The following is an 18,884-nucleotide window of genomic DNA, read 5'->3' as shown; positions in this document are numbered from 1 at the left end:
ATGCGCAAATGCCGCCGCCAACCAGCGCGCCGCCGCCGACATACAGCGGCACATCATGCGCAAAACCGCATTATACTAATATAGCACCAAATGATATTTATATTTCCATAATTGGTCCGACATGTGCATTTGAAAATATTTGTGTTTCTTTATCTTGTGCGGGTTCTAATCCGCCAAAGATTTTTTTTGCATTCAAGGTTTGATTTATCGATATCGCCCATTTAAATATTTCATTCGAATATTTAATGCCGCTACTTCGTAAATCAATTGTCGAGAAAATCAAAACAAGATCAAGATTTTTTGAATAGGAAATTATCTGAATGCTTGCGTTTTCCACTATCCTGTTGCATATTGATGCATTGTAAATATTTAGCATAATAATGCAATCGCCGCGACTCTCAATTGTTGCTCTAATAAATTGAGGCAATGTCGTTACGTTAACATTTTGATCAGATTCTCCAATGATGCTTGCGCTTATGATATTTTCAGTTTTCAGAATAAATCCAGGGAGGAATGCATTTGCATTCTCAATGGATATCGATTCGAAAACTATTTCAATTAATCCGTCCATTAGTCAACAAATCCTTTGAAAGTCATATCTTGATTTAATCGTATGCCGCGTCCATCCGGAAGGCGTTTTTCTAAGAAGATTGCACCTGGGTTTGTCGTTGGTTGGAAGGCTCCTGGTGCACGTAAAATATCCCTTAAATGCTCCATCCCTTTTTCATTGTAGGATGCCATATTTCCTTTTATTTTCCCCCATACTTGTTCGCCTGAAATATTGGGATTGCTAAATGTTGCGGGCCTACCAGCATGCTTTGCTAATGCATGGCCGATTACAGTTGTACCCTTATATGGTGTTTGCGCACTGGTAAGCACAGTTTTGGTGTCACTTATTGACAATCCCCATGAACATGTGCAGGCGGTCAACCCCAACGGATCAATCCAACTGATCGGATTCGCCGCATACTGATAAATATTATTCCCGCCCGCCAGTCCAATCGGGTCTTGGCTGATGAAGCGGCCGATGTATAGTGGTCAAATTTCTGAATATCTACATTTATCAACACCCTGTTGCCATACTTCGATTTTAGCGCGATTCGGCTAGATTTTACAACAAAGCTTGGGTATGTAAAAATATATGAATAATCTCAACTATGCTTTCTCCTCAATGATTTTTTCATGCAGAAAAACAATATCAGAAATTTTTGCAAGGTGAAATTTTAAATATTTTGTTTTGGATAATTTGTCTGCATTTTTTCCACTGTTATTATCAATAAAAATCAGACAAGAATATTTTTCATAATCTTTGTCATCAAGGCAATCTGGTGACGCAGATTCTTTTGGATTAATTGTGACTTTGTCTGCAAATAATCCTGTGTACTTGAAATACATACCAACATAACTGCTTTCATGCAATTCAAATTCCATGTCAAACAATTTTTGAAAAATCTTGATGACTTCATCCGTTGTGATATTTGCGCCATATTTGCAATGGTAGCTTTTCTTCATTTTTTCCTCGGGCATAATAAAATATATAATTAAATTAGCATCTGCATTTAACGGGAATTGAAATGCTAGTTGCTTTTCCTTTTGCGTTTGTGGCATCTTTGAAAATCATGCCATTAACTTCACGTCCGCCGGACATTCGCGACAATTTTTCCAAGGTATCATTAATACCCAGATTTTTTGCGTTATCGCTTCCCATTTTTATTGGTTCACTCCAATTTCCTTTTGATAGTCCAAGTGAATCAGCTTTTGCCAATAAATCAGAATTTACTATAGCAACATCAAAATCACTCACGCGGCCAAGATCAAACGGCGCTTTTGTTTCAAATGAAACACCAGTAGCCGCGCTCCCTTGCATATAAAACTGCGTATTAGGGTAGCCTGCTTTCGTTAATCCAGCCTGTGCTGCTTCACCAAATTGTTTAAATTGGCCGTATGATGAGAAACCATATGGAATTCCACTCAACCCCAACGGATCAATCCAACTAATCGGATTCGCCGCATACTGATAAATATTATTCCCGCCCGCCAGTCCAATCGGGTCTTGGCTGATGAAGCGGCCGATGTCCGGGTCGTAGTAGCGGAAACGATTGTAATGCAATCCGGTTTCGGCGTCGTAATACTGGCCCTGGAAACGCAAGGGTTGCAGTTGCGGCAGCCAGCAGGGGGCGCTGATTTCGCTGTAGGCGACTTGCAGTAAATTGCCCCAGCTTTGATAACTGGCTTGCCAGCGCAGCCGGCCTTGGGCGTCGCTCAGTTCGCGCGGCGTGCCGAGGTGGTCGGTGTGGAAGTACAGCACCTGCCCTTGTGCAACCTGCGGCGCGGCTGGCGCGCTGGCTTCTGCCGCAGCGCTGGCGGCTGGCTTGCGGCGCAGCACAATGGTGGCGTCCGGGTCGGCTTCGTCTGGCGCGCCTGTTTGCGCCGCCAGGCGCGCTGCGGCGGCTTGGCCGGCCTGGTCGGCGAACAGCGGCATGCCATCGTCCACTTGCGCCAGCGGCACAAAGCCGGGGCCATCGTAAACCCATAAACGTTTTTGATAACCGCGCCCTTCCATTAAGAGCCGGTTGCCGTCCCAATGGAAGTGCGTGACGCCAAAACGGTCGCGCTTGAAGATGCGGCGGCCAAACGGGTCGTAGCCGTATTCCGTCTGCTGGGTCAGAGCGTCGGCCTGGCCCGGTTTGCGCGTGTTGCTGCTGGTGCGCAGCTGGTGCTGGGCGTCCCATTCCAGTTCCAGCAGGCTGTCGGCGCCGTTTTGCTTGCGCCGCAAATTGCCGTGCGCGTCGTAGGCGTAACGTTTGTCGCCATAGCGCTGCAGGCGGTTGTCCTGCACCGGCGGGGCCTCCTGCGCCGGCAGCAGATTGTGCGCCGGGTCGAAGGCGAAGCGCTCTTGCAGGCCGGGCAGGCTGGCGCCGGTGATGCGGCCCAGCACGTCATAGACGTAATCACTCTGCCCGCTGCGCAAATCGTACAGACGCTGCAGATTGCCCAAGGCGTCGTAATGGTAGTCGCGCGCGATGACGGGCGCGCCGGTCTGGCCGGTCTGACCAGCCTGTCCGGCTTGTGCGCTGGCCGGGTTTGGCCCGCCAGCCTCGCCTTGCCAGCCGGCGTATTGCACGCGCTGCTGGCGCAGGCGGCCTGCCGGGTCGTAGCGGAAGTGGCTCTCCAATTCGCCCTGGCTGCGTTTGATGCTGCGGTGCAGCACGTCGCGTTCGATATCGCTGATCAGCTGCCCGTCCAGATTGATTTGGTGCAAATGGCCGGAGCCGTAATACAGGAAATTCAGCTTGCGCTGATCCGGCAAGATGCTTTGGATGCGGTTGCCCAGCGCGTCATAGACATGGCGCAGTTCGCGCGCCGGCCCGGCTTGGCCGTCTGCGCCCAGCAGCTGGCTGCGTTCGGCCAGTAATTGGCCCAGCGCGTCATATTCCATTTCCACCTGGCTGTGCGCATTCGCCGCGCCGCATAAACGGCCCAGCAGGTCGTAGCGGTAGCGGGTTTCCTGCGCCGTTTCGGCCCCGCGTTGCACGCGCTTGTGCAGCAGGCGGCCCAGGGCGTCGCGTTGGAAATGGGTGTGAATGCGGTTTGCGGCGGCAATTTCAGGATCGGCGGCGGGTACCCCATGTTCGATTTTTTCCAACACCTGGCCGGCGGCGTCATGCCGGTATTCGGTGTGGCGGCCATCGAAGCCGGTTTCGCTGATCAGGCGGTCCAGCACATCCCATTGAAATTGCCACACCGCGCCGTTTTCATTGATCAATTGCGCCAGGCGCTGCGCGTCGTCGTAGCGATAGGCCAGACGCCCGCCGAGCGCGTTGCGGCGCTCCAGCACGCGCCCCAGCGCATCCAGGCTGTAGCTGGTGCGCTGACCTTGTGCGTCGAGCTGACTGCGCAGGCGGCCTATGGCGTCGTATTCATAGCTTTCGCTTGTGCCGTCCGGGTAGCTCACCCGGCGCAGGCGGCCGGCGGCGTCCCATTCATAGCGTGTCATCTGGCCCAGCGCGTCTGTGCTGTGCAGCAAGCGGCCTTGCGCGTCGTATTCCCATTGACTGAGCTGGCCGGAACAATCGGTGTAGCGCGTCAATTGCCCGGCGGCGTTGTATTCCAGCTGTTTGCGTTTGCCGTTGCCATCCACAATCGCGCTGACCAAGCCGCGCGCATCGCGTTCAAATACGGTGTGGTGGCCCAAGGCGTCGCTGATGTGCAACGGCTGGCCGGCCTGGTCGCGTTTGATGCGGGTGGTATGTCCCAGCGCGTCGGTGATGGCGCTCGGCAGGCGGCTGAATTGGCCGCTGTATTCATAGCGCGTGATGGCGCCGTCTGCGCTTTCGCTTTGCAGCAGCCGGCTGCGCATGTCATAGCTGTGGCGTTCTGTATGGCCGGCCTGGTCGCTTTCTTCCAGCAGATTGCCCCAGGGGTCGAGTTTGCGCTGGCGTTTGCCGCCCTGCGGGTCGGTGGCGCCGATGAAGCGTTTGTCGGCGTCGAAGTGAAAGCGCTGGCTGCGCCCCAGATTGTCCACCACGCGGGTTTGTTGTTTGGCGTATTCAAAGCGCCAGCTTTGTCCGCTGTTGGCGCTGCTGCGCGTGACTTTGCCGTGCGGCGCGTATTCAGTGTATTCATATTCCGCGCTCAAGCCGCCCGGTTGGCTGTGGCGGATCATGATGTGATTGCGCCAGGCGAATTCGCGTTGAATCTGGCCGCTGCGATCCAGCACGCGGATCAAGTCGCCCTGTTCGTCGTATTCATAGCGCACCAGGGCTTGTTCGGCGCTGTCGTCTTGCTGCAGCCAGACCGCCAGCAGGCGGCTGCGTCCGCCCTGCCCGCCCGGCCCGCTTTGGCTGTGGGCGAATTCCAGCCGCAGCAGGCGGCCTGCGCTGTCGCGGATCTGCTGCGGCACATGTTGCGCCTGCTGGCTGCTGATGGGCGGGTAGTCGAGCGTGATCGCGTTGCCGTAGGCGTCGCTGTGCTCAATCAGTTGCGCGATGCGCGCATTGACGGAAAACAGGCGGAAGCGGTAATGCCAGCCGTCTTTGTCTTGCAGGGTGAATTCATCATGGCTGACGCGCGCCAGGGTCATTTGTGTGTGACGCGAATAAAATTCTTCGCCGATATCCAGGCGCGGGAAACGGATGCCCCGGTGCTGCGCGTCGAGCAGGGTGATGCTGTGACTGGAAAAGGAGAGCGCCAGGGTCAGCGGCAGGCTCCAGCCCTGGCCCAGCCAGCTGATGTGTGGATTGTCTGAGGTGTAGCTGCGCTGCCAGGCCAGCGTTACGATGCCGGGCAAAACGAAGTCCAATTCGCTTTCGCCCAGCAAGACTTTGGCCCCGCTCAATGCGTCCACCGGGTGCCCGACCAGGGTGCAGGCGCAGTCTTTGGCCGGTTTGCCGTCTGCCGGTTTGCGTTCGGCTGGCGCGGCTGTGCTGTTGCCGGCTTTGCTGCCGCCGCTGCCGCTGCTGCCGGCCCCCGCTGTGCTGCTTGCGCTGGCGCCGGATTTGCCTGCGCCGGCGCCGGACTCGCTTTTGGCGCCGCTGCCCGCCGCGCTATTGCCGCCCTTGGCGGCGCCGCCTTCCGCTGCCGCGCCGCCGGCGCGGTTATGCGCCGGACGCAAGCGGCCTTCGGCCATCAGGGCCTTATGGTTTTTTTCCAGCCAGGCGGCGACTTTCGGCCCGAGCCGGCTGTTTTGTGCGATTTCGGCCATCAGCTTTTGCGCTGTGCCGCCGGAGCGCAGCATATACGCCACCATGCCCATCAGCAGGGCATATGTCACCAGTTTGTGGCCGCGTGCGATTTCGGCGGCGGCGTAGCCGGGCTGGTAATAGCTTTCGATTTGCTGGCCGCTGTTGCAACTGCGGCTGCCCGGCAGCGGGCCCCAGGCGTGTTGCAGGCCGCTTAAATAGCAGGACAGAATTTCCGGCACATATTTGATCACCATCTGCGCCAATTCTTTGATGCCGATGAATTGCAAAACCAGATTGCCGACTTGCATGCCGAGTGCGGAGCCGGCAATCGCGCCCGGCGCCGCGCCGACGCCGCCGGCCAGGGCGCCCAGGCCGCCGCCAATCGCGCCGCCCGCCAGCGCGCCGCCGCCCACATACAGCGCGACATCGTGCGCGATGGCTTTGAGCATGGGCCAGATCATATCCAGGCTGAGTTGACCAAAGTCCTGTTGCAGCAGGCGCAGCGCAATTTCCTGCGAATCGTCGAGCGCCTGACGCACCCGCATCACACGTCCGATCACCCCGCTGCTGCACACATCCGGCGCGCGCCAGGCCCCGGACAGGGGCCGGCCAAAGCTGTCGAATTGGGCGCGGCTGGAAAACCCATACGCCAGTTGGCGCTCGGTTTCTTCCAGGCGGCGCCAGATGGCGCTGGGGGTGTATTGACTGAAATCCATGGGAGCGGGGGAATGCGGACAGGGAGCGCGCAATCTTAGCATGGCTGCGCCAGGGGAATGGCTAAGCCTGCAGGAAATGACATGATTGCGACGAAAAATTGTTATTTTTAACAACAAAAGCAGGGTATGCGCCTGTGTCGCTGAATTTAGTCTGCGGGCGGGGCAAGCGTATGCGTCAACGCGCTGTTTAGCGGATAATAGCGCGTTTTTTCCCTTTCTTTTACCAGCCCATGCGCGACGTTTTCCGACCAGCTCCGCTGTTTGTCATCTTCACTTATCTGCTGCTGTCAGCTGCGCCGTTCGCTGCTGTGTTGTGGGGCAAACCTGTGCCTTTGTGGTGGCAGGTGATGGGCCTGGAGGTGGTGCTATGGCTGGCGGTGTGGTCGGTGTTCAAGCGCCCGGCGTATTTTCATTGGCTGTTGCTGCCGGCTTTTATCGCGCTGCCGATTGAGATTTATCTGCAGATGTTTTATGGCCAGGGCATTTCCACCCATCATTTAGGCATCATTGCGGAGACCAGTCCGCGCGAGTCGATTGAGTTTTTGGGGCACAAGGTCTGGTTGTTGTTATTTGTGGCGCTGGCGGTGCTGGCCTGGTTTGTACTGAGCTGGCGTTGCGCTTTGCGCACGCGCGCGCTGGATTGGGGCGATGTGTCGCGCTGGGTGATCATGGCCTTGCTGATTTTGCTGGGCGCGCTGTGGTGGTATGGCTATGCCAACGGGGTGGAAAAAGCTCCGCCATCGGCTTCCGCTTCTGTCTCGCTGTCGAGCGCGGCGGCATCCGGTTTTGGCGATGGCAGCGCGGCAGAAGAGGAAGAGGAAGAGGAGGAGGAAGAAGAAGTGGCGGAAGAATCCAGCGCTTCCGCCGAGGCCCCGGCCAGCGCAAGCGGCAAATGGCCAAAGCTGCCTTACTGGGCCAAAGTGCCTTTTGATTTTGGCATTTTGACGCGCAGCTGGCCGTTCGGCTTAATGGCGCGGGCCGAGGATTTTATTGCCGAGCGTCAGAATCTCTTGGCTTTGTCTGAGAAAAACCGCAATTTCCGCTTCAACGCCAGGCAAAACACCGCGCCGGCGGAACCGCAAACCCTGGTGGTGGTGATCGGCGAATCTTCGCGTTTTGACCGCTGGAGCATCAATGGCTATGAACGCGACACCACGCCGCTGCTGAAAAAAACGCCGAATCTGATCAGTATGCAGGACATGATCACCTCGGTTTCCGCCACCCGTTTGTCGGTTCCGGTGATCCTTTCGCGCAAAAAAGCGATGCAAAGCTTGAAGGATGGGTTTACGGAAAAATCTTTCCTGACTGCATTCAAGGAGGCCGGTTTTAAGACCTGGTGGCTGTCGAATCAGATTTCGTTTGGCCACTACGACACGCCGATTTCGGTATTCGCCAAAGAGGCGGATGTGATTCAGTTTGTCAATCTGGGCGGTTTCACCAATGAGTCAAATTACGATCAGGTCTTGCTTCATCCTTATCAGGCTGCGCTGGCTGATCCGGCCCCGAAAAAGCTGATTGTGCTGCATACCCTGGGCAGCCACTGGAATTACAGCCACCGCCATCCGAAGGAGTTTGATAAGTGGCAGCCTTCCCTGTTCGGGGTCGATAAACCGGCCTACACCGATTTGAAAAACAAGCCAAGGCTGAATAACAGTTTTGACAACGCGATTTTGTACACTGATTGGTTTTTGTCGCAAGTCATTACACAGTTAAACAGTCAGCCGCGTCTGGCGGCGATGCTGTATGTGGCGGATCATGGTCAGACTTTGTATGACGGCAGTTGCAATCTGGCTTTCCATGGTCACAACACGCAATTTGAGTTCCACATTCCGGCGCTGTTCTGGTATTCCGACCAATATCAGGCGCAGTACGCGGAAAAAGTGAAGCGTGTGCAAAAAAACCGCAAGGCCAAGCTGTCCACCGAAAACATTTTTCACACCCTGCTCGATCTGGGCGATATCAGCTACCCGGATGAGAAGCTGGAGTGGAGTTTCGCGAATAAAAAGTTCAAGACCCATACGCGCTATGTGGACAGCTATGGCTGGACCAATTATGACAATTCGATTATCAAAGGCGCTTGCCGCGAAGTGATAGATAAGGACAAACCCTTGCCTCAGGAGAAATAAAACGCGCCCTGGTCGGCTGTTTTGCGCCTTTGATCCGGCGCCGTTTGCGCACTCGCGCCGGCGCTGTCAGAATGCAGTTTTTGACCGCAGGGGAGCACGATGGAGTTTTCCTTCCAATTCCGCGCCGGCCAGGCGCAACGCCTGGCGCCGGAGCAGCCGATGAAGCTTTTACTGCTGGGCAATTTCGGCGGCGCACGCCAGGATGTTGCCGCGCTCGCGGAACGCCGCCCGCGCAAGGTCGATATCGATAATCTGGATGCGGTGCTGGCGCATTTTGCGCCCTGCCTGGAACTGGAGCTGGCCCAATTCGGCGGCGCGCTGCAGATCAATTTCTCCTCATTCGACGATTTTCACCCCGATAATCTGTACGACAATCTGCCCCTGTTTGCGAATTTGCGCGCCACCCGCGCACGCTTGCTGAATCCGGCCACATTCGCCGCCGCTGCGACGGAATTGGGCGCGCCGCCGCCATCTGCTGCGCCGGCCCCCGCCGGGCAGGCGCAGCCGGTCAGCGATTTTGCCGCGCTGCTGGGACGCAGTGCGGCCCCGCCACAGGCCGCTGCCGGCAGCCTGGGTCAGCTCGACGCACTGATCCGCAATGCGGTCGCGCCGCATATTGTGCAAGCGCACGATCCTTCCATGTATCTGGCGGCAGTGGATGACGCCGCCGCCAGCTTAATGCGGGCGATTTTGCATCATCCGCAGTTCCAGGCGCTCGAAGCGCTGTGGCGCGGGGTGCATTTCCTGATCACCAATTTGAATCTGGACGATGGCTTGCAACTGCATTTGTTGCAGGCCGGGCAGGAAGAAACGGCGGCGGATTTGCGTAACGCCGGCACAGAATTGAGCCGCGCCGCGCTGTATCGCACGCTGGTGGAGGCGCCGCGCCAGGGTGCGGACGGTACGCCGTGGGCGCTCTTGTTGTCTGATTGGCGCTTCGGCCCGGATGCGCTGGATGTGCACCATCTGGCGGCTTTCGGCGCCATCGCCGCCGCCGCCGGCGCGCCGCTGTTAGCCGCCGCCAAGCCGGAATTGCTGGGCGCGCAATCGCTGGCGCAGCAGGCCGATGGGCGTGACTGGGGCGCACTGGATGCCGAGAGCGCAGCGCGCTGGCAGGCACTGCGCAGCGCGCCGCAAGCGGCCTGGATCGGTTTGTGTCTGCCGCGCCTGCTGCAACGGCTGCCGTATGGCAAAGCGAGCGATCCTGTGAGCCGTTTCACGTTTGAAGAAAATGTCATGCAACATCAGGAATTTTTATGGGGCAGCGGCGCTTTCGCGCCGGCGTTGTTGCTGGCCCAGGCCTGGTTGGAGGATGGCTGGGAGATGCAAACCCCGACCCAGCTGGAAATCGGCGATTTGCCGGCCTACACTTGGCGCGAAGAGGGCGAAGCGCGTTTGCTGCCGGCTGCCGAAGCATGCTTGAGCGAACAGGCGGCGGATCGCATGCTGCAAGCCGGCGTGATGCCTTTGCACAGTTATAAAAACCGGAATGCAGTGCGGCTGTTGCGTCTGCAGTCCATGGCGTCGCCAGCCTGCGCATTGCGCGGGCGCTGGGGCGCGTAAACAGGGGAGGAATGCGGGGCTGAACAGGGTGTTTGCCGATACTTGCCAAAAAACCATGATGTCAATGGTAAAAACTGCCAAGATTTTATCGTCAAACACAGAAACTCTATGCTATGATTCTTGCAACAGTGCAGATTTAAATCCTGGCGGGAAGTCACGCCGGCAGAATGGAAAATAGACCCGCATGTAAATTTTCCCATGTTCTGCAACGATATATTTCATGCATTGCATGCCGGTTCTCAGTGCGATAGAGTTCTTGTGCGGTTTCCAGCCGCGCCCGCAACACCTGCATTCCTTGCTTAAGCCTTTCAGCCTTTTTCACCAATTACGAACGTATGAGTGTCATCAACATTGACGATTACCTGCACGACATCAGCGAGTCTGAGCCGAGCGGGCCGGATCATGAATATGACCCGGACTTTCAAGAGCTGGAGCGGCAAGCCGAGGGCAAGCCTGAAGTGCAATATGGCGACACGATTCAACCGGCGGTGCCGCCGGAATGGAAAGTGGTCAAAAAAATGGCGCTCGACTTGCTCGGACGCACCCATGATTTGCGCATTGCGGTTTTGCTGACGCGTTCTCTGATGGCCTTGAATGGCATGCCCGGCTTCGCCGATGGTCTGCATTTGATCCGCCGTTACATTGATGAGCGCTGGGACACGCTGCATCCTATGCTGGATGTGGATGACGACAACGATCCGATCTTCCGTATCAATTCCCTGACCGCGCTGATTGATCAGCCCACCACCATCCGCGAGTTGAAAGACACGCCGATTATCATCTTGCCGGGACTCGGGCCTTTGACCATCAAAGGGCTGGAAATCGCGAATGGCGAATTGAGCGTGCCGGAAGATCATCCCAAGCTGAGCATGACCTCAATCGACGCCGCTGTGCTGGACGCGGATGAGGAAAGAGTGCAAATGGCGCTGCAGGCCGCCCAGCTGGCCTGGGAAAGCGCGCGCGACATTGAGCGCAGCCTGGGTGAAAAAGTCGGCAATTCGCAGGCGCTGAACATGAGCGTGCTGGTAAAGAATTTGAAACGCGCCTACGATTTCATGCAGGAGCGCGTGAACCGGCGCGGCGGCGGCGCCGACAGCGGCGCACAGGAAAGCCAGGACGGCGCCAGCAGCGAAGGCGGCGGCGTGGCAGCGGCAGCCGGCGGCGCGGTGCGCATGCAAGCGATCAGCGGTGAAATCTGCAGCCGCGAAGATGTGGCGCGCATGATTGACAAGATTTGCACGTATTACGAACGCTTCGAGCCGTCCAGCCCGGTGCCGCTCGTGATGCAGCGCGCCAAACGCTTGATTCACAAAAACTTCTTCGAGATCATGGAAGATCTGGCGCCGGATGGCATCAATCAGGTGACGGTGGTGACCGGCATTCAACCCAAGCAGGAAGAGGACGACGACGGCTATTAATGCAGGGGCGGCGCCGGATTGATGCAACAACAACATCCTGGCGCCGTTTTGTAATGTAGAGTTATGGCGCGTAATCGCGCAAAAACGGGAACAGAGTCCATAATTCATCCACTTTTAAAGCGCACAATGCTTTTCATCGGGACAGCAGCAAGGCGGCAGTTGTGATTTCCCTGATGAAATGAGGGGCTGGAAATCGCAGAATTTCCGGCTAAACGGGAAGATCAGGCGTAGTATTGCGGATTCCGGAGCATGCTTTATCCGCCAGCAAGCGCTGCTGACCCGGGAAGCGTGGCGCGGTGGATGGATTTTGAAAATTGAACAAGGAGGGAAGTCGCATGGCCAAGGAAAGTAGCCAGAAATTTATAGCGCGCAACCGCGCGCCGCGCGTACAGATCGAATACGACGTCGAAGTCTATGGCGCGGAAAAGAAGATCCAGTTGCCCTTCGTGATGGGTGTGCTGTCCGATCTGTCGGGCCAACCCACGGAAGCATTGCCGTCAGTGGCTGACCGCAAATTCCTGGAAATCGATGTCGATAACTTCGACGAACGTCTGAAAGCGATGAAACCGCGCGTCGCAGTGCAGGTGCCAAACACCCTGACCGGCGAAGGCAATCTGGCGGTGGACATCACGTTTGAAAGCATGGACGACTTTTCACCGGGCGCGATTGCGCGCAAGGTGGGCGCGCTGAATCAATTGCTGGAAGCGCGCAATCAATTGTCGAATCTGTTGACTTATATGGACGGCAAGACCGGTGCGGAAGAATTGATTGCCAAGCTGCTGGCTGAGCCGGCGCTGATGCAAGCCCTGTCTTCGGCTCCGAAGCCAACCGAATAATCAGCATCCGGAGGAATATGCAATGACGAGCGCAGAAGCCCAACAATCCGCCGCTGGCGTAACCCTGGAAGCCAGTGATTTCGCCAGCCTGCTGCAAAAAGAATTCAAGCCGCAATCGGACAAGGCCAAAGAATCGGTCGAAACCGCTGTGCGCACCCTGGCCGAGCAAGCGCTGGCCGGCGCCAACCTGATTTCCAGCGATGTGATCGCGACGATTGAAGGTTTGATCGCCCAGTTGGACAAAAAACTGACTGATCAGATTAATCAGATCATCCACTCGGACAAATTCCAGGCGCTGGAAAGCGCATGGCGCGGTCTGCACTATCTGGTGAATAACACCGAGACTGATGAGACGCTGAAAATCCGCGTGATGAACATCTCGAAAAACGATCTGGCCAAGACCCTGAAAAAATACAAGGGTACGGCATGGGATCAAAGCCCGATGTTCAAGAAAATGTATGAAGAGGAATATGGCCAGTTCGGCGGCGAGCCTTTCGGCTGCATCGTGGCTGACTATTATTTCGACAACAGCGCGCCGGACGTGGAATTGCTGACCGGCATGGCCAAGATCAGCGCCGCTTCCCACGCGCCGTTCATCTCTGCCGCCAGCCCGGCTGTGATGTTGATGGAATCGTGGAATGAATTGGCCAATCCGCGCGATCTGACCAAGATCTTCCAAACCCCGGAACATGCCGCATGGCGCAGCTTCCGCGAGTCTGAAGATTCGCGTTATGTCGGTCTGGCGATGCCGCGTTTCCTGGCGCGTCAACCGTATGGCGCGAAGAGCAATCCGGTGGAAGAATTCAATTTTGAAGAAAACACCGACGAACCGGGCAGCAAGAGCTATACCTGGGCTAACTCGGCCTACGCGATGGCGGTGAATATCAACCGCAGCTTCAAAGAATACGGCTGGTGCTCGCGCATTCGCGGCATTGAGTCCGGCGGCGCGGTCGAAGGTTTGCCGGTGCACACCTTCCCCACCGACGATGGCGGCGTGGCGATGCAATGCCCGACCGAAATCGCGATTTCCGACCGGCGCGAAGCAGAGTTGGCGGGTAATGGCTTTATGCCGCTGGTGCACAAAAAGAATACTGACTTTGCGGCATTCATCGGCGCCCAGTCTTTGCACCAGCCGGCGCAGTATGATGATCCGGATGCGACCGCGAACGCCAATCTGGCGGCGCGTCTGCCGTATCTGTTCGCCACCTGCCGCTTTGCGCACTTCCTCAAGTGCATCGTGCGCGACAAAGTGGGTTCGTTCAAAGAGCGCGACGATATGGAGCGCTGGCTGAACAAATGGATTACGCAGTATGTGGATGGAGACCCGGCGAATTCGAGCGAAGCCACCAAGGCGCGCAAACCGCTCGCAGCCGCCGAGGTTGTGGTTGAAGAAGTCGAAGGGAACCCGGGTTATTACAGCTCGAAGTTCTTCCTGCGGCCGCATTATCAGCTTGAAGGACTGACGGTGTCTTTACGTTTGGTCTCCAAGCTGCCTTCAGCGAAAGGTGGCTGATGACCGACAGCGCTGCTGCGGTTGCTTGAAGCTGACTTTCATTTTGGTAAGGCGGGCCACCCCGTACAGCGGCCCGCCACACTTTGCAACATTGCCGGAAAAATTGTAGACCGGCTTAATCAGGAGAAAAAAAATGGCATTAGATATGTTCATCAACATGGGCGCCAAGATCAAAGGTGAATCCCGCGACAAAGTACAAGGTCCGAAGGGCGACATCGACGTTCTGGCTTGGAGCTGGGGCATGTCCCAATCCGGCACCACCCACATGGGCGGTGGCGGCGGCGCAGGCAAAGCCAACTTCCAAGACCTGTCCTTCACCAAGTACATCGACAACTCGACCAACGCACTGATGACCGCTCTGGCCAAAGGTTCGCACATCGACAAAGTTGTGCTGCTGGTGCGCAAGGCTGGTGAAGGCCAACAACGTTATGTCGAAATCACCATGGAAGAAGTGCTGGTCACTTCCGTCTCCACCGGTGGTTCCGGCGGCGAAGACCGTCTGACCGAAAACGTGACCCTGAACTTCGCGAAAGTGAAGTTCGTGTACGCCAAGCAAGATTCCAAAGGCGGCATTGGCGCGGATGCAGTGTTCGGCTGGAGCATCGCCGAAAACGTGGCGCTGTAATCACAGCAGCCAGGAATGCCACAGGCGTGGCATTCCATCATGTTGCATGGCATTGGGCGGGGCGACCTGTCCAATGCCAAACTTGTTTGCAATACCCGCAGTTTCTGCGTGCAAGCAGAAGCGCGGAAGACACGGCAGGGAGTGCTTGCATGCTTGCAGAACAGCTAATCAAGGAAGGCGATCTCCCGGCAGCGTTGAAATCGCTGCAAGAGTTTGTCCGCAAAGATCCATCCAACGCGAAATACCGCGTTTTCCTCTTCCAATTACTGGCCGTGCAGGGCAACTGGGCGCGCGCGCTGACCCAACTCGGGGTCTCCGCTGAACTTGACGCCGCCACCCTCCCCATGGTGCAGACCTATCGCGAAGCGCTGCAATGTGAAGCGCTGCGCAAACAGATTTTTGAGGGCAAACGCCCGCCACTGATTTTCGGCCAGCCGCAATCCTGGACTGTGATGCTGCTGGAAGCCCTGCGCCTGGATGGCGCCGGCCAGTATGCGCAAGCTGATCAATTGCGCGCCCAGGCGCTGGAACAAGCCCCCGCCACCTCCGGCGTGGCGAATGACAAACCGTTCGCCTGGCTGGCCGACGCCGACACCCGCATGGGCCCGGTGCTGGAAGCCATCGTGAATGGCCGTTACTACTGGATTCCGTTCAACTGCATTGCTGAAATCGAATTTGAAGCGCCGGTCGATTTGCGCGACAAAGTCTGGACCCCCGCCGTCTTCACCTGGGTCAATGGCGGCCAATCGCCGGGCCTGATCCCCTCACGCTATGAAGGCACGGAAAGCAGCGAAGATTCAGCGCTGCTGCTGGGCCGCCGCACTGAATGGCGCACAGTCGCCGGCAGCGAAACACCGCGCGGCATCGGCCAGCGCATGCTGATCACCGACGAAGACGATTACGCCCTGCTGGATTTGCGCAAGATCACCTTGGACAGCGTCGCGCTGGATGAGGGCGAAGAAGCGCAGGACGACGGCGCGGAGGCGCCGCAGCATGGCTGAACTGGCCCCGCGTGAGCGCCTGCAGCCTTCCCTGCTCGACCGCCTGACCGACCTGGAGCCGGAAAAGTCGGTCGAGTCGCGTGATCGCCGCGTGCTCTCAATCCGCACTTTGCGCGAAGGCGTATTGCGCGATCTGGCATGGCTCTTGAACACCACCCGCCTGTTTACGCGGATGGATGAGCATATGAATAAGGCCTATCCCTATGTCGCCAATTCGGTGCTCAATTACGGCATGCCGGACATTTCCGGCATGACCCTGGTCGGCATGGATTTGACCCAGCTCGAAAAAAATATCGAGCAAGCGATTTTGGATTTTGAACCGCGCTTGATTCCTGACACGGTCAAGGTGCGCGCGGTTTCCACCGCGCATGGCGGGGTGAATTACAACAAGATCATGTTCGAGATCGAAGGCGATATGTGGGCCCAGCCTTACCCGGAACGACTGTATCTGAAAACCGAATTGGACATGGAAGGGGCTGCCTTCAAATTAACTGAAGTCGGCGGCCCGAGTTGAAGAAATGAATCCGAAATTTCTGCGTTACTACAATCAGGAACTGCAACATTTGCGCGAAGTCGGCGGCGAATTCGCCAAGGCCTTCCCGAAAATCGCCGGTCGCCTGGGCCTGGAAGGGTTTGAATGCGCAGACCCCTATGTCGAGCGGCTGCTGGAATCATTCAGCTTTTTAGCCGCACGCATTCAGATGAAAGTGGATGCCGAATATCCGCGCTTTACCCAGCATCTGGCGGAATTGGTGTATCCCCATTTATTGGCGCCGACGCCCTCGATGACGGTGGTGCAATTCAACCCGGATATGACCAACCCGACGCTTGGCGCGGGTTTTGTGGTGCCGCGTCAAACCACCTTGAACAGCCTGGTGCCCTCGACCGATTTCATCCCCTGTATTTACCGCACCGGGCATGAAGTGCGGCTGTGGCCGGTGAAGCTGGACGAAGCCAAATTCTTCACCTATGGCGGACAACAGGCCGGGATCGAATTCCAGTTGCCGCAAAATGTCAAAGCCGGGCTGCGCCTGCGCATTTCAGTTTGCAATGATTTCGTGTTCCGCAATCTGGCCATGGACAAGCTGTGCTTTTTCATCCGTGGCAGTGACGACATTCCGATGCGGATTTATGAAAAAATCTTCAGCCACATCGAAGGCGTGCTGGTGACGCCGGCCAGCGGCGCGCGCAGCGGCTATAAATTGCTGCCAAAGAGCGCGCTGAAAACCGTGGGCTTTGATGAAGCGGATGCGCTGATCCCCAGTCACCGGCAGAGTTTTCAGGGTTATCGCTTGCTGCAGGAATATTTCGCCTTCCCGCAGCGCTATATGTTTTTTGAAGTTGAGGGCTTGCGCGCGGCGGTGCAAAACTGCGATGAGCGCGCACTCGACATCACGATTTTGCTGTCACGCGGCGATGCCGTGCTGGAGCAAACCCTCGACCACAGTTATTTTGCGCTCAACTGTGTCCCGGCGATCAATCTGTTCCCGCATCGCGGCGACCGCATCGAAATCACTTCCAAGCAATTGGAATACCATGTGGTGCCGAATCGCAGCCATCCGCTGGACTTTGAAGTCTTCCATATCACCGATGTGATCGGCTATGGCAACGGGCCGGAATCAATGCAGGGTTTTGAATCGTTTTACTGCGCCAAAGATTTGAATCGCGAGTCGCAGGAAAAATCGTATTACACCATGCGCCGCGAACGGCGTTTGCTGTCCGAGCGTCAGCGCAATGTCGGCCCGCGTTCGTCCTACATAGGGAGTGAAGTGTTTGTCTCGATTGTGGATGCGAAAAACACGCCCTACCCGCCCGATTTGATGCAACTCGGCTTAGGCACGCTGTGCACCAATCGCGATTTGCCGCTCACCATGTCGCTCGGCATTGGCCGCACCGACTTTTTGATTATGGGCGAAGCGCCGGCGGAATCGGTGCGCGTGGTGGCCGGCCCCAGCCAGCCTTACGCCTCCTTTGCCGAAGGCGCCATGATCTGGCGTTTCTTAAATCATCTTTCGCTCAATTACCTGTCCCTGATGGACAGCGACCCGCAGCAAGGCGCCGTCGCCCTGCGTGAATTGCTGTATCTGTATTCGCATGAAAACGATGACGCCAGCCACCGCCAGGTGGAAGGGGTGCGCAACGTGCAATGCGACCGCATCACGCGCCGCATGCCCTCGCCCGGCCCGATCACCTATGGCCGTGGACTGCAACTGACGCTGACCATGGACGACAATGCGTTTGAAGGCTCCGGCCCCTTCCTGCTGGGAGCAGTGCTGGATCGTTTCTTTGCGCAATATGTTTCCGTGAATTCTTTCACCGAAACCGTCATCAAAACCATAGGGCGCGGTGAAATCATGCGCTGGCCGAGCAAGGCGGGTTTATGCGCGATCCTGTAGAACTGAGCGCCTGGCTGGAGCAACATGCGCATGAAGTTGATTTTTATCAACTCTGCCGCTTGCTGGAAAACGCTTACAGCAATTTGCCGCGCATCGGCGAATCGCTGCGCCCGCGCGACGACGCGGTGCGTTTCGCCCAGTTGCCCGAGCTGATGTTCCACGCCACTGCTGTCGGCAATTATGTGCCGGCAGGCGCGGAACCGGCGCGCCTGAACGTGAATTTCTTCGGCTTGACCGGCCCCAACGCGCCGATGCCGATTCACTTCACCGAATACACGCGCGACCGTCTGCGCAATGGCGATGATGCGACCTTGAGCCGCTTCCTGGATATCTTCCACCATCGCTTTTTGCAGCTGTTTTACCGCTCGCGCGCGATGGCCGAGCCGGTCATCAGCCTGGACCGCAACGATAACGACCGTTTCTCAAATTATCTGGGCGCGCTGTTTGGCATCGGCAGTCCGGCGCTGCGCGAACGCGATGCGGTGTCGGATTTCGCCAAACTCCATTTCACCGGTTTGATGGCGGGCAAGACCCGTCCCGCCTCCGGGCTGGTGACGATTTTGCGCGATTACTTTCATTTGCCGATCAAATTGCAGCAATTTGTCGGCCATTGGATGTATCTGCCGCGCGAAGTGCGCTCACGTCTGGGCGATGCCGAGGGCGCGCAGCTGGGCGTCTCCGCCGTGCTGGGTGAGCGCGTATGGGATTGCCAGAATAAATTCCGGCTGATTATCGGCCCGCTTGACTATGCTGAATACCGCCGCATGTTGCCGGGCGGCGAAAGCATTAAGCGCTTAATCGCCTGGATCCGCAATTATTGCGGCGATGCGCTGGAATGGGATGTGCAATTGATTTTGAAAAAAGAAGAGACGCCGCCGTTAGCGCTGGGCAGCGATGTCAGGTTGGGCTTTTCAACCTGGCTGTGCAGCCGCCCGCTGCCGCATGACGGCGACGAATTAACCTATTCACCGACCGCGCGCCTGAGCTGATCCGGCGCGCACAACCA

At 56.9% G+C, this 18,884-nt stretch carries 14 protein-coding genes; 10 read left to right on the top strand and 4 right to left on the bottom strand.

What is annotated here, in order from left to right:
• Positions 1 to 97: 97 nt before the first annotated feature.
• From V8J88_RS23855 to V8J88_RS23840, 4 genes are all read right to left on the bottom strand, one after another.
• Positions 98 to 571, bottom strand: a complete 474-nt coding sequence (locus V8J88_RS23855) for a hypothetical protein (protein WP_338846792.1) — start codon at positions 569 to 571, stop codon at positions 98 to 100.
• Entirely contained in the window at positions 571 to 936 is a 366-nt protein-coding gene (locus V8J88_RS23850) for a hypothetical protein (protein WP_338846791.1), read from the bottom strand. The genes V8J88_RS23855 and V8J88_RS23850 overlap by 1 nt, the downstream gene beginning before the upstream one ends.
• 219 nt (positions 937 to 1,155) lie before the next feature.
• Entirely contained in the window at positions 1,156 to 1,512 is a 357-nt protein-coding gene (locus tag V8J88_RS23845) for a hypothetical protein (RefSeq protein WP_338846790.1), read from the bottom strand.
• A 34-nt stretch (positions 1,513 to 1,546) separates the two neighbouring features.
• Positions 1,547 to 6,400, bottom strand: coding sequence for a DUF6861 domain-containing protein (locus V8J88_RS23840; protein WP_338846789.1), 4,854 nt, complete (start codon positions 6,398 to 6,400; stop codon positions 1,547 to 1,549).
• A gap of 230 nt (positions 6,401 to 6,630) precedes the next feature.
• On the opposite strand from V8J88_RS23840, the gene V8J88_RS23835 reads away from it, so the two are divergent.
• The 10 genes from V8J88_RS23835 to tssG all read left to right on the top strand — a co-directional run bounded on the left by V8J88_RS23835 (position 6,631) and on the right by tssG (position 18,867).
• Positions 6,631 to 8,526, top strand: a complete 1,896-nt coding sequence (locus V8J88_RS23835; protein ID WP_338846788.1) for a phosphoethanolamine transferase — start codon at positions 6,631 to 6,633, stop codon at positions 8,524 to 8,526.
• Positions 8,527 to 8,625: 99 nt separating this feature from the next.
• Positions 8,626 to 10,089, top strand: a complete 1,464-nt coding sequence (locus tag V8J88_RS23830) for a type VI secretion system contractile sheath large subunit (RefSeq protein WP_338846787.1) — start codon at positions 8,626 to 8,628, stop codon at positions 10,087 to 10,089.
• A 335-nt stretch (positions 10,090 to 10,424) separates the two neighbouring features.
• On the top strand, positions 10,425 to 11,507 hold the full coding sequence (gene tssA / locus V8J88_RS23825) for a type VI secretion system protein TssA (protein WP_338846786.1): 1,083 nt from the start codon (positions 10,425 to 10,427) through the stop codon (positions 11,505 to 11,507).
• A gap of 335 nt (positions 11,508 to 11,842) precedes the next feature.
• On the top strand, positions 11,843 to 12,343 hold the full coding sequence (gene tssB / locus V8J88_RS23820; RefSeq protein WP_338846785.1) for a type VI secretion system contractile sheath small subunit: 501 nt from the start codon (positions 11,843 to 11,845) through the stop codon (positions 12,341 to 12,343).
• A 22-nt stretch (positions 12,344 to 12,365) separates the two neighbouring features.
• A complete protein-coding gene (gene tssC / locus V8J88_RS23815; protein ID WP_338846784.1) occupies positions 12,366 to 13,856 on the top strand; it encodes a type VI secretion system contractile sheath large subunit in 1,491 nt (496 codons plus the stop codon).
• A gap of 133 nt (positions 13,857 to 13,989) precedes the next feature.
• Positions 13,990 to 14,481: a type VI secretion system tube protein Hcp gene (locus V8J88_RS23810; protein WP_338846783.1), complete on the top strand. Its 492-nt coding sequence runs from the start codon at positions 13,990 to 13,992 to the stop codon at positions 14,479 to 14,481.
• Between the two features lie 149 nt (positions 14,482 to 14,630).
• On the top strand, positions 14,631 to 15,482 hold the full coding sequence (locus V8J88_RS23805; protein WP_338846782.1) for a type VI secretion system accessory protein TagJ: 852 nt from the start codon (positions 14,631 to 14,633) through the stop codon (positions 15,480 to 15,482).
• Positions 15,475 to 15,996 (top strand): type VI secretion system baseplate subunit TssE, encoded by a 522-nt coding sequence (gene tssE, locus V8J88_RS23800; protein WP_338846781.1) that lies wholly within the window; start codon positions 15,475 to 15,477, stop codon positions 15,994 to 15,996. The genes V8J88_RS23805 and tssE overlap by 8 nt, the downstream gene beginning before the upstream one ends.
• A 4-nt stretch (positions 15,997 to 16,000) precedes the next feature.
• Positions 16,001 to 17,878 carry a type VI secretion system baseplate subunit TssF gene (gene tssF / locus V8J88_RS23795; protein WP_338846780.1) on the top strand — a complete coding sequence of 626 codons (1,878 nt, stop codon included), beginning with the start codon at positions 16,001 to 16,003 and terminating at the stop codon, positions 17,876 to 17,878.
• On the top strand, positions 17,863 to 18,867 hold the full coding sequence (gene tssG / locus V8J88_RS23790) for a type VI secretion system baseplate subunit TssG (RefSeq protein ID WP_338846779.1): 1,005 nt from the start codon (positions 17,863 to 17,865) through the stop codon (positions 18,865 to 18,867). Before tssF ends, tssG begins: the two co-directional genes overlap by 16 nt.
• The last annotated feature ends 17 nt before the right edge of the window (positions 18,868 to 18,884 follow it).

This window comes from Massilia sp. W12, assembly GCF_037300705.1.
GTDB lineage: Bacteria > Pseudomonadota > Gammaproteobacteria > Burkholderiales > Burkholderiaceae_D > JACPVY01.
Note: the sequence above shows the minus strand (reverse complement) of the source record. Positions and strands in the feature narration are given on the sequence as shown.

Bases quoted from the DNA above. Each gene is read 5' to 3' on its own strand.
- tssF (WP_338846780.1), top strand. From the start codon at position 16,001: ATGAATCCGAAATTTCTGCGTTACTACAATCAGGAACTGCAACATTTG.
- tssA (WP_338846786.1), top strand. From the start codon at position 10,425: ATGAGTGTCATCAACATTGACGATTACCTGCACGACATCAGCGAGTCT.
- V8J88_RS23845 (WP_338846790.1), bottom strand. From the start codon at position 1,512: ATGAAGAAAAGCTACCATTGCAAATATGGCGCAAATATCACAACGGAT.
- tssB (WP_338846785.1), top strand. From the start codon at position 11,843: ATGGCCAAGGAAAGTAGCCAGAAATTTATAGCGCGCAACCGCGCGCCG.
- V8J88_RS23805 (WP_338846782.1), top strand. From the start codon at position 14,631: ATGCTTGCAGAACAGCTAATCAAGGAAGGCGATCTCCCGGCAGCGTTG.
- V8J88_RS23835 (WP_338846788.1), top strand. From the start codon at position 6,631: ATGCGCGACGTTTTCCGACCAGCTCCGCTGTTTGTCATCTTCACTTAT.
- V8J88_RS23830 (WP_338846787.1), top strand. From the start codon at position 8,626: ATGGAGTTTTCCTTCCAATTCCGCGCCGGCCAGGCGCAACGCCTGGCG.
- V8J88_RS23810 (WP_338846783.1), top strand. From the start codon at position 13,990: ATGGCATTAGATATGTTCATCAACATGGGCGCCAAGATCAAAGGTGAA.
- tssC (WP_338846784.1), top strand. From the start codon at position 12,366: ATGACGAGCGCAGAAGCCCAACAATCCGCCGCTGGCGTAACCCTGGAA.
- V8J88_RS23855 (WP_338846792.1), bottom strand. From the start codon at position 571: ATGGACGGATTAATTGAAATAGTTTTCGAATCGATATCCATTGAGAAT.
- tssG (WP_338846779.1), top strand. From the start codon at position 17,863: ATGCGCGATCCTGTAGAACTGAGCGCCTGGCTGGAGCAACATGCGCAT.
- V8J88_RS23840 (WP_338846789.1), bottom strand. From the start codon at position 6,400: ATGGATTTCAGTCAATACACCCCCAGCGCCATCTGGCGCCGCCTGGAA.
- tssE (WP_338846781.1), top strand. From the start codon at position 15,475: ATGGCTGAACTGGCCCCGCGTGAGCGCCTGCAGCCTTCCCTGCTCGAC.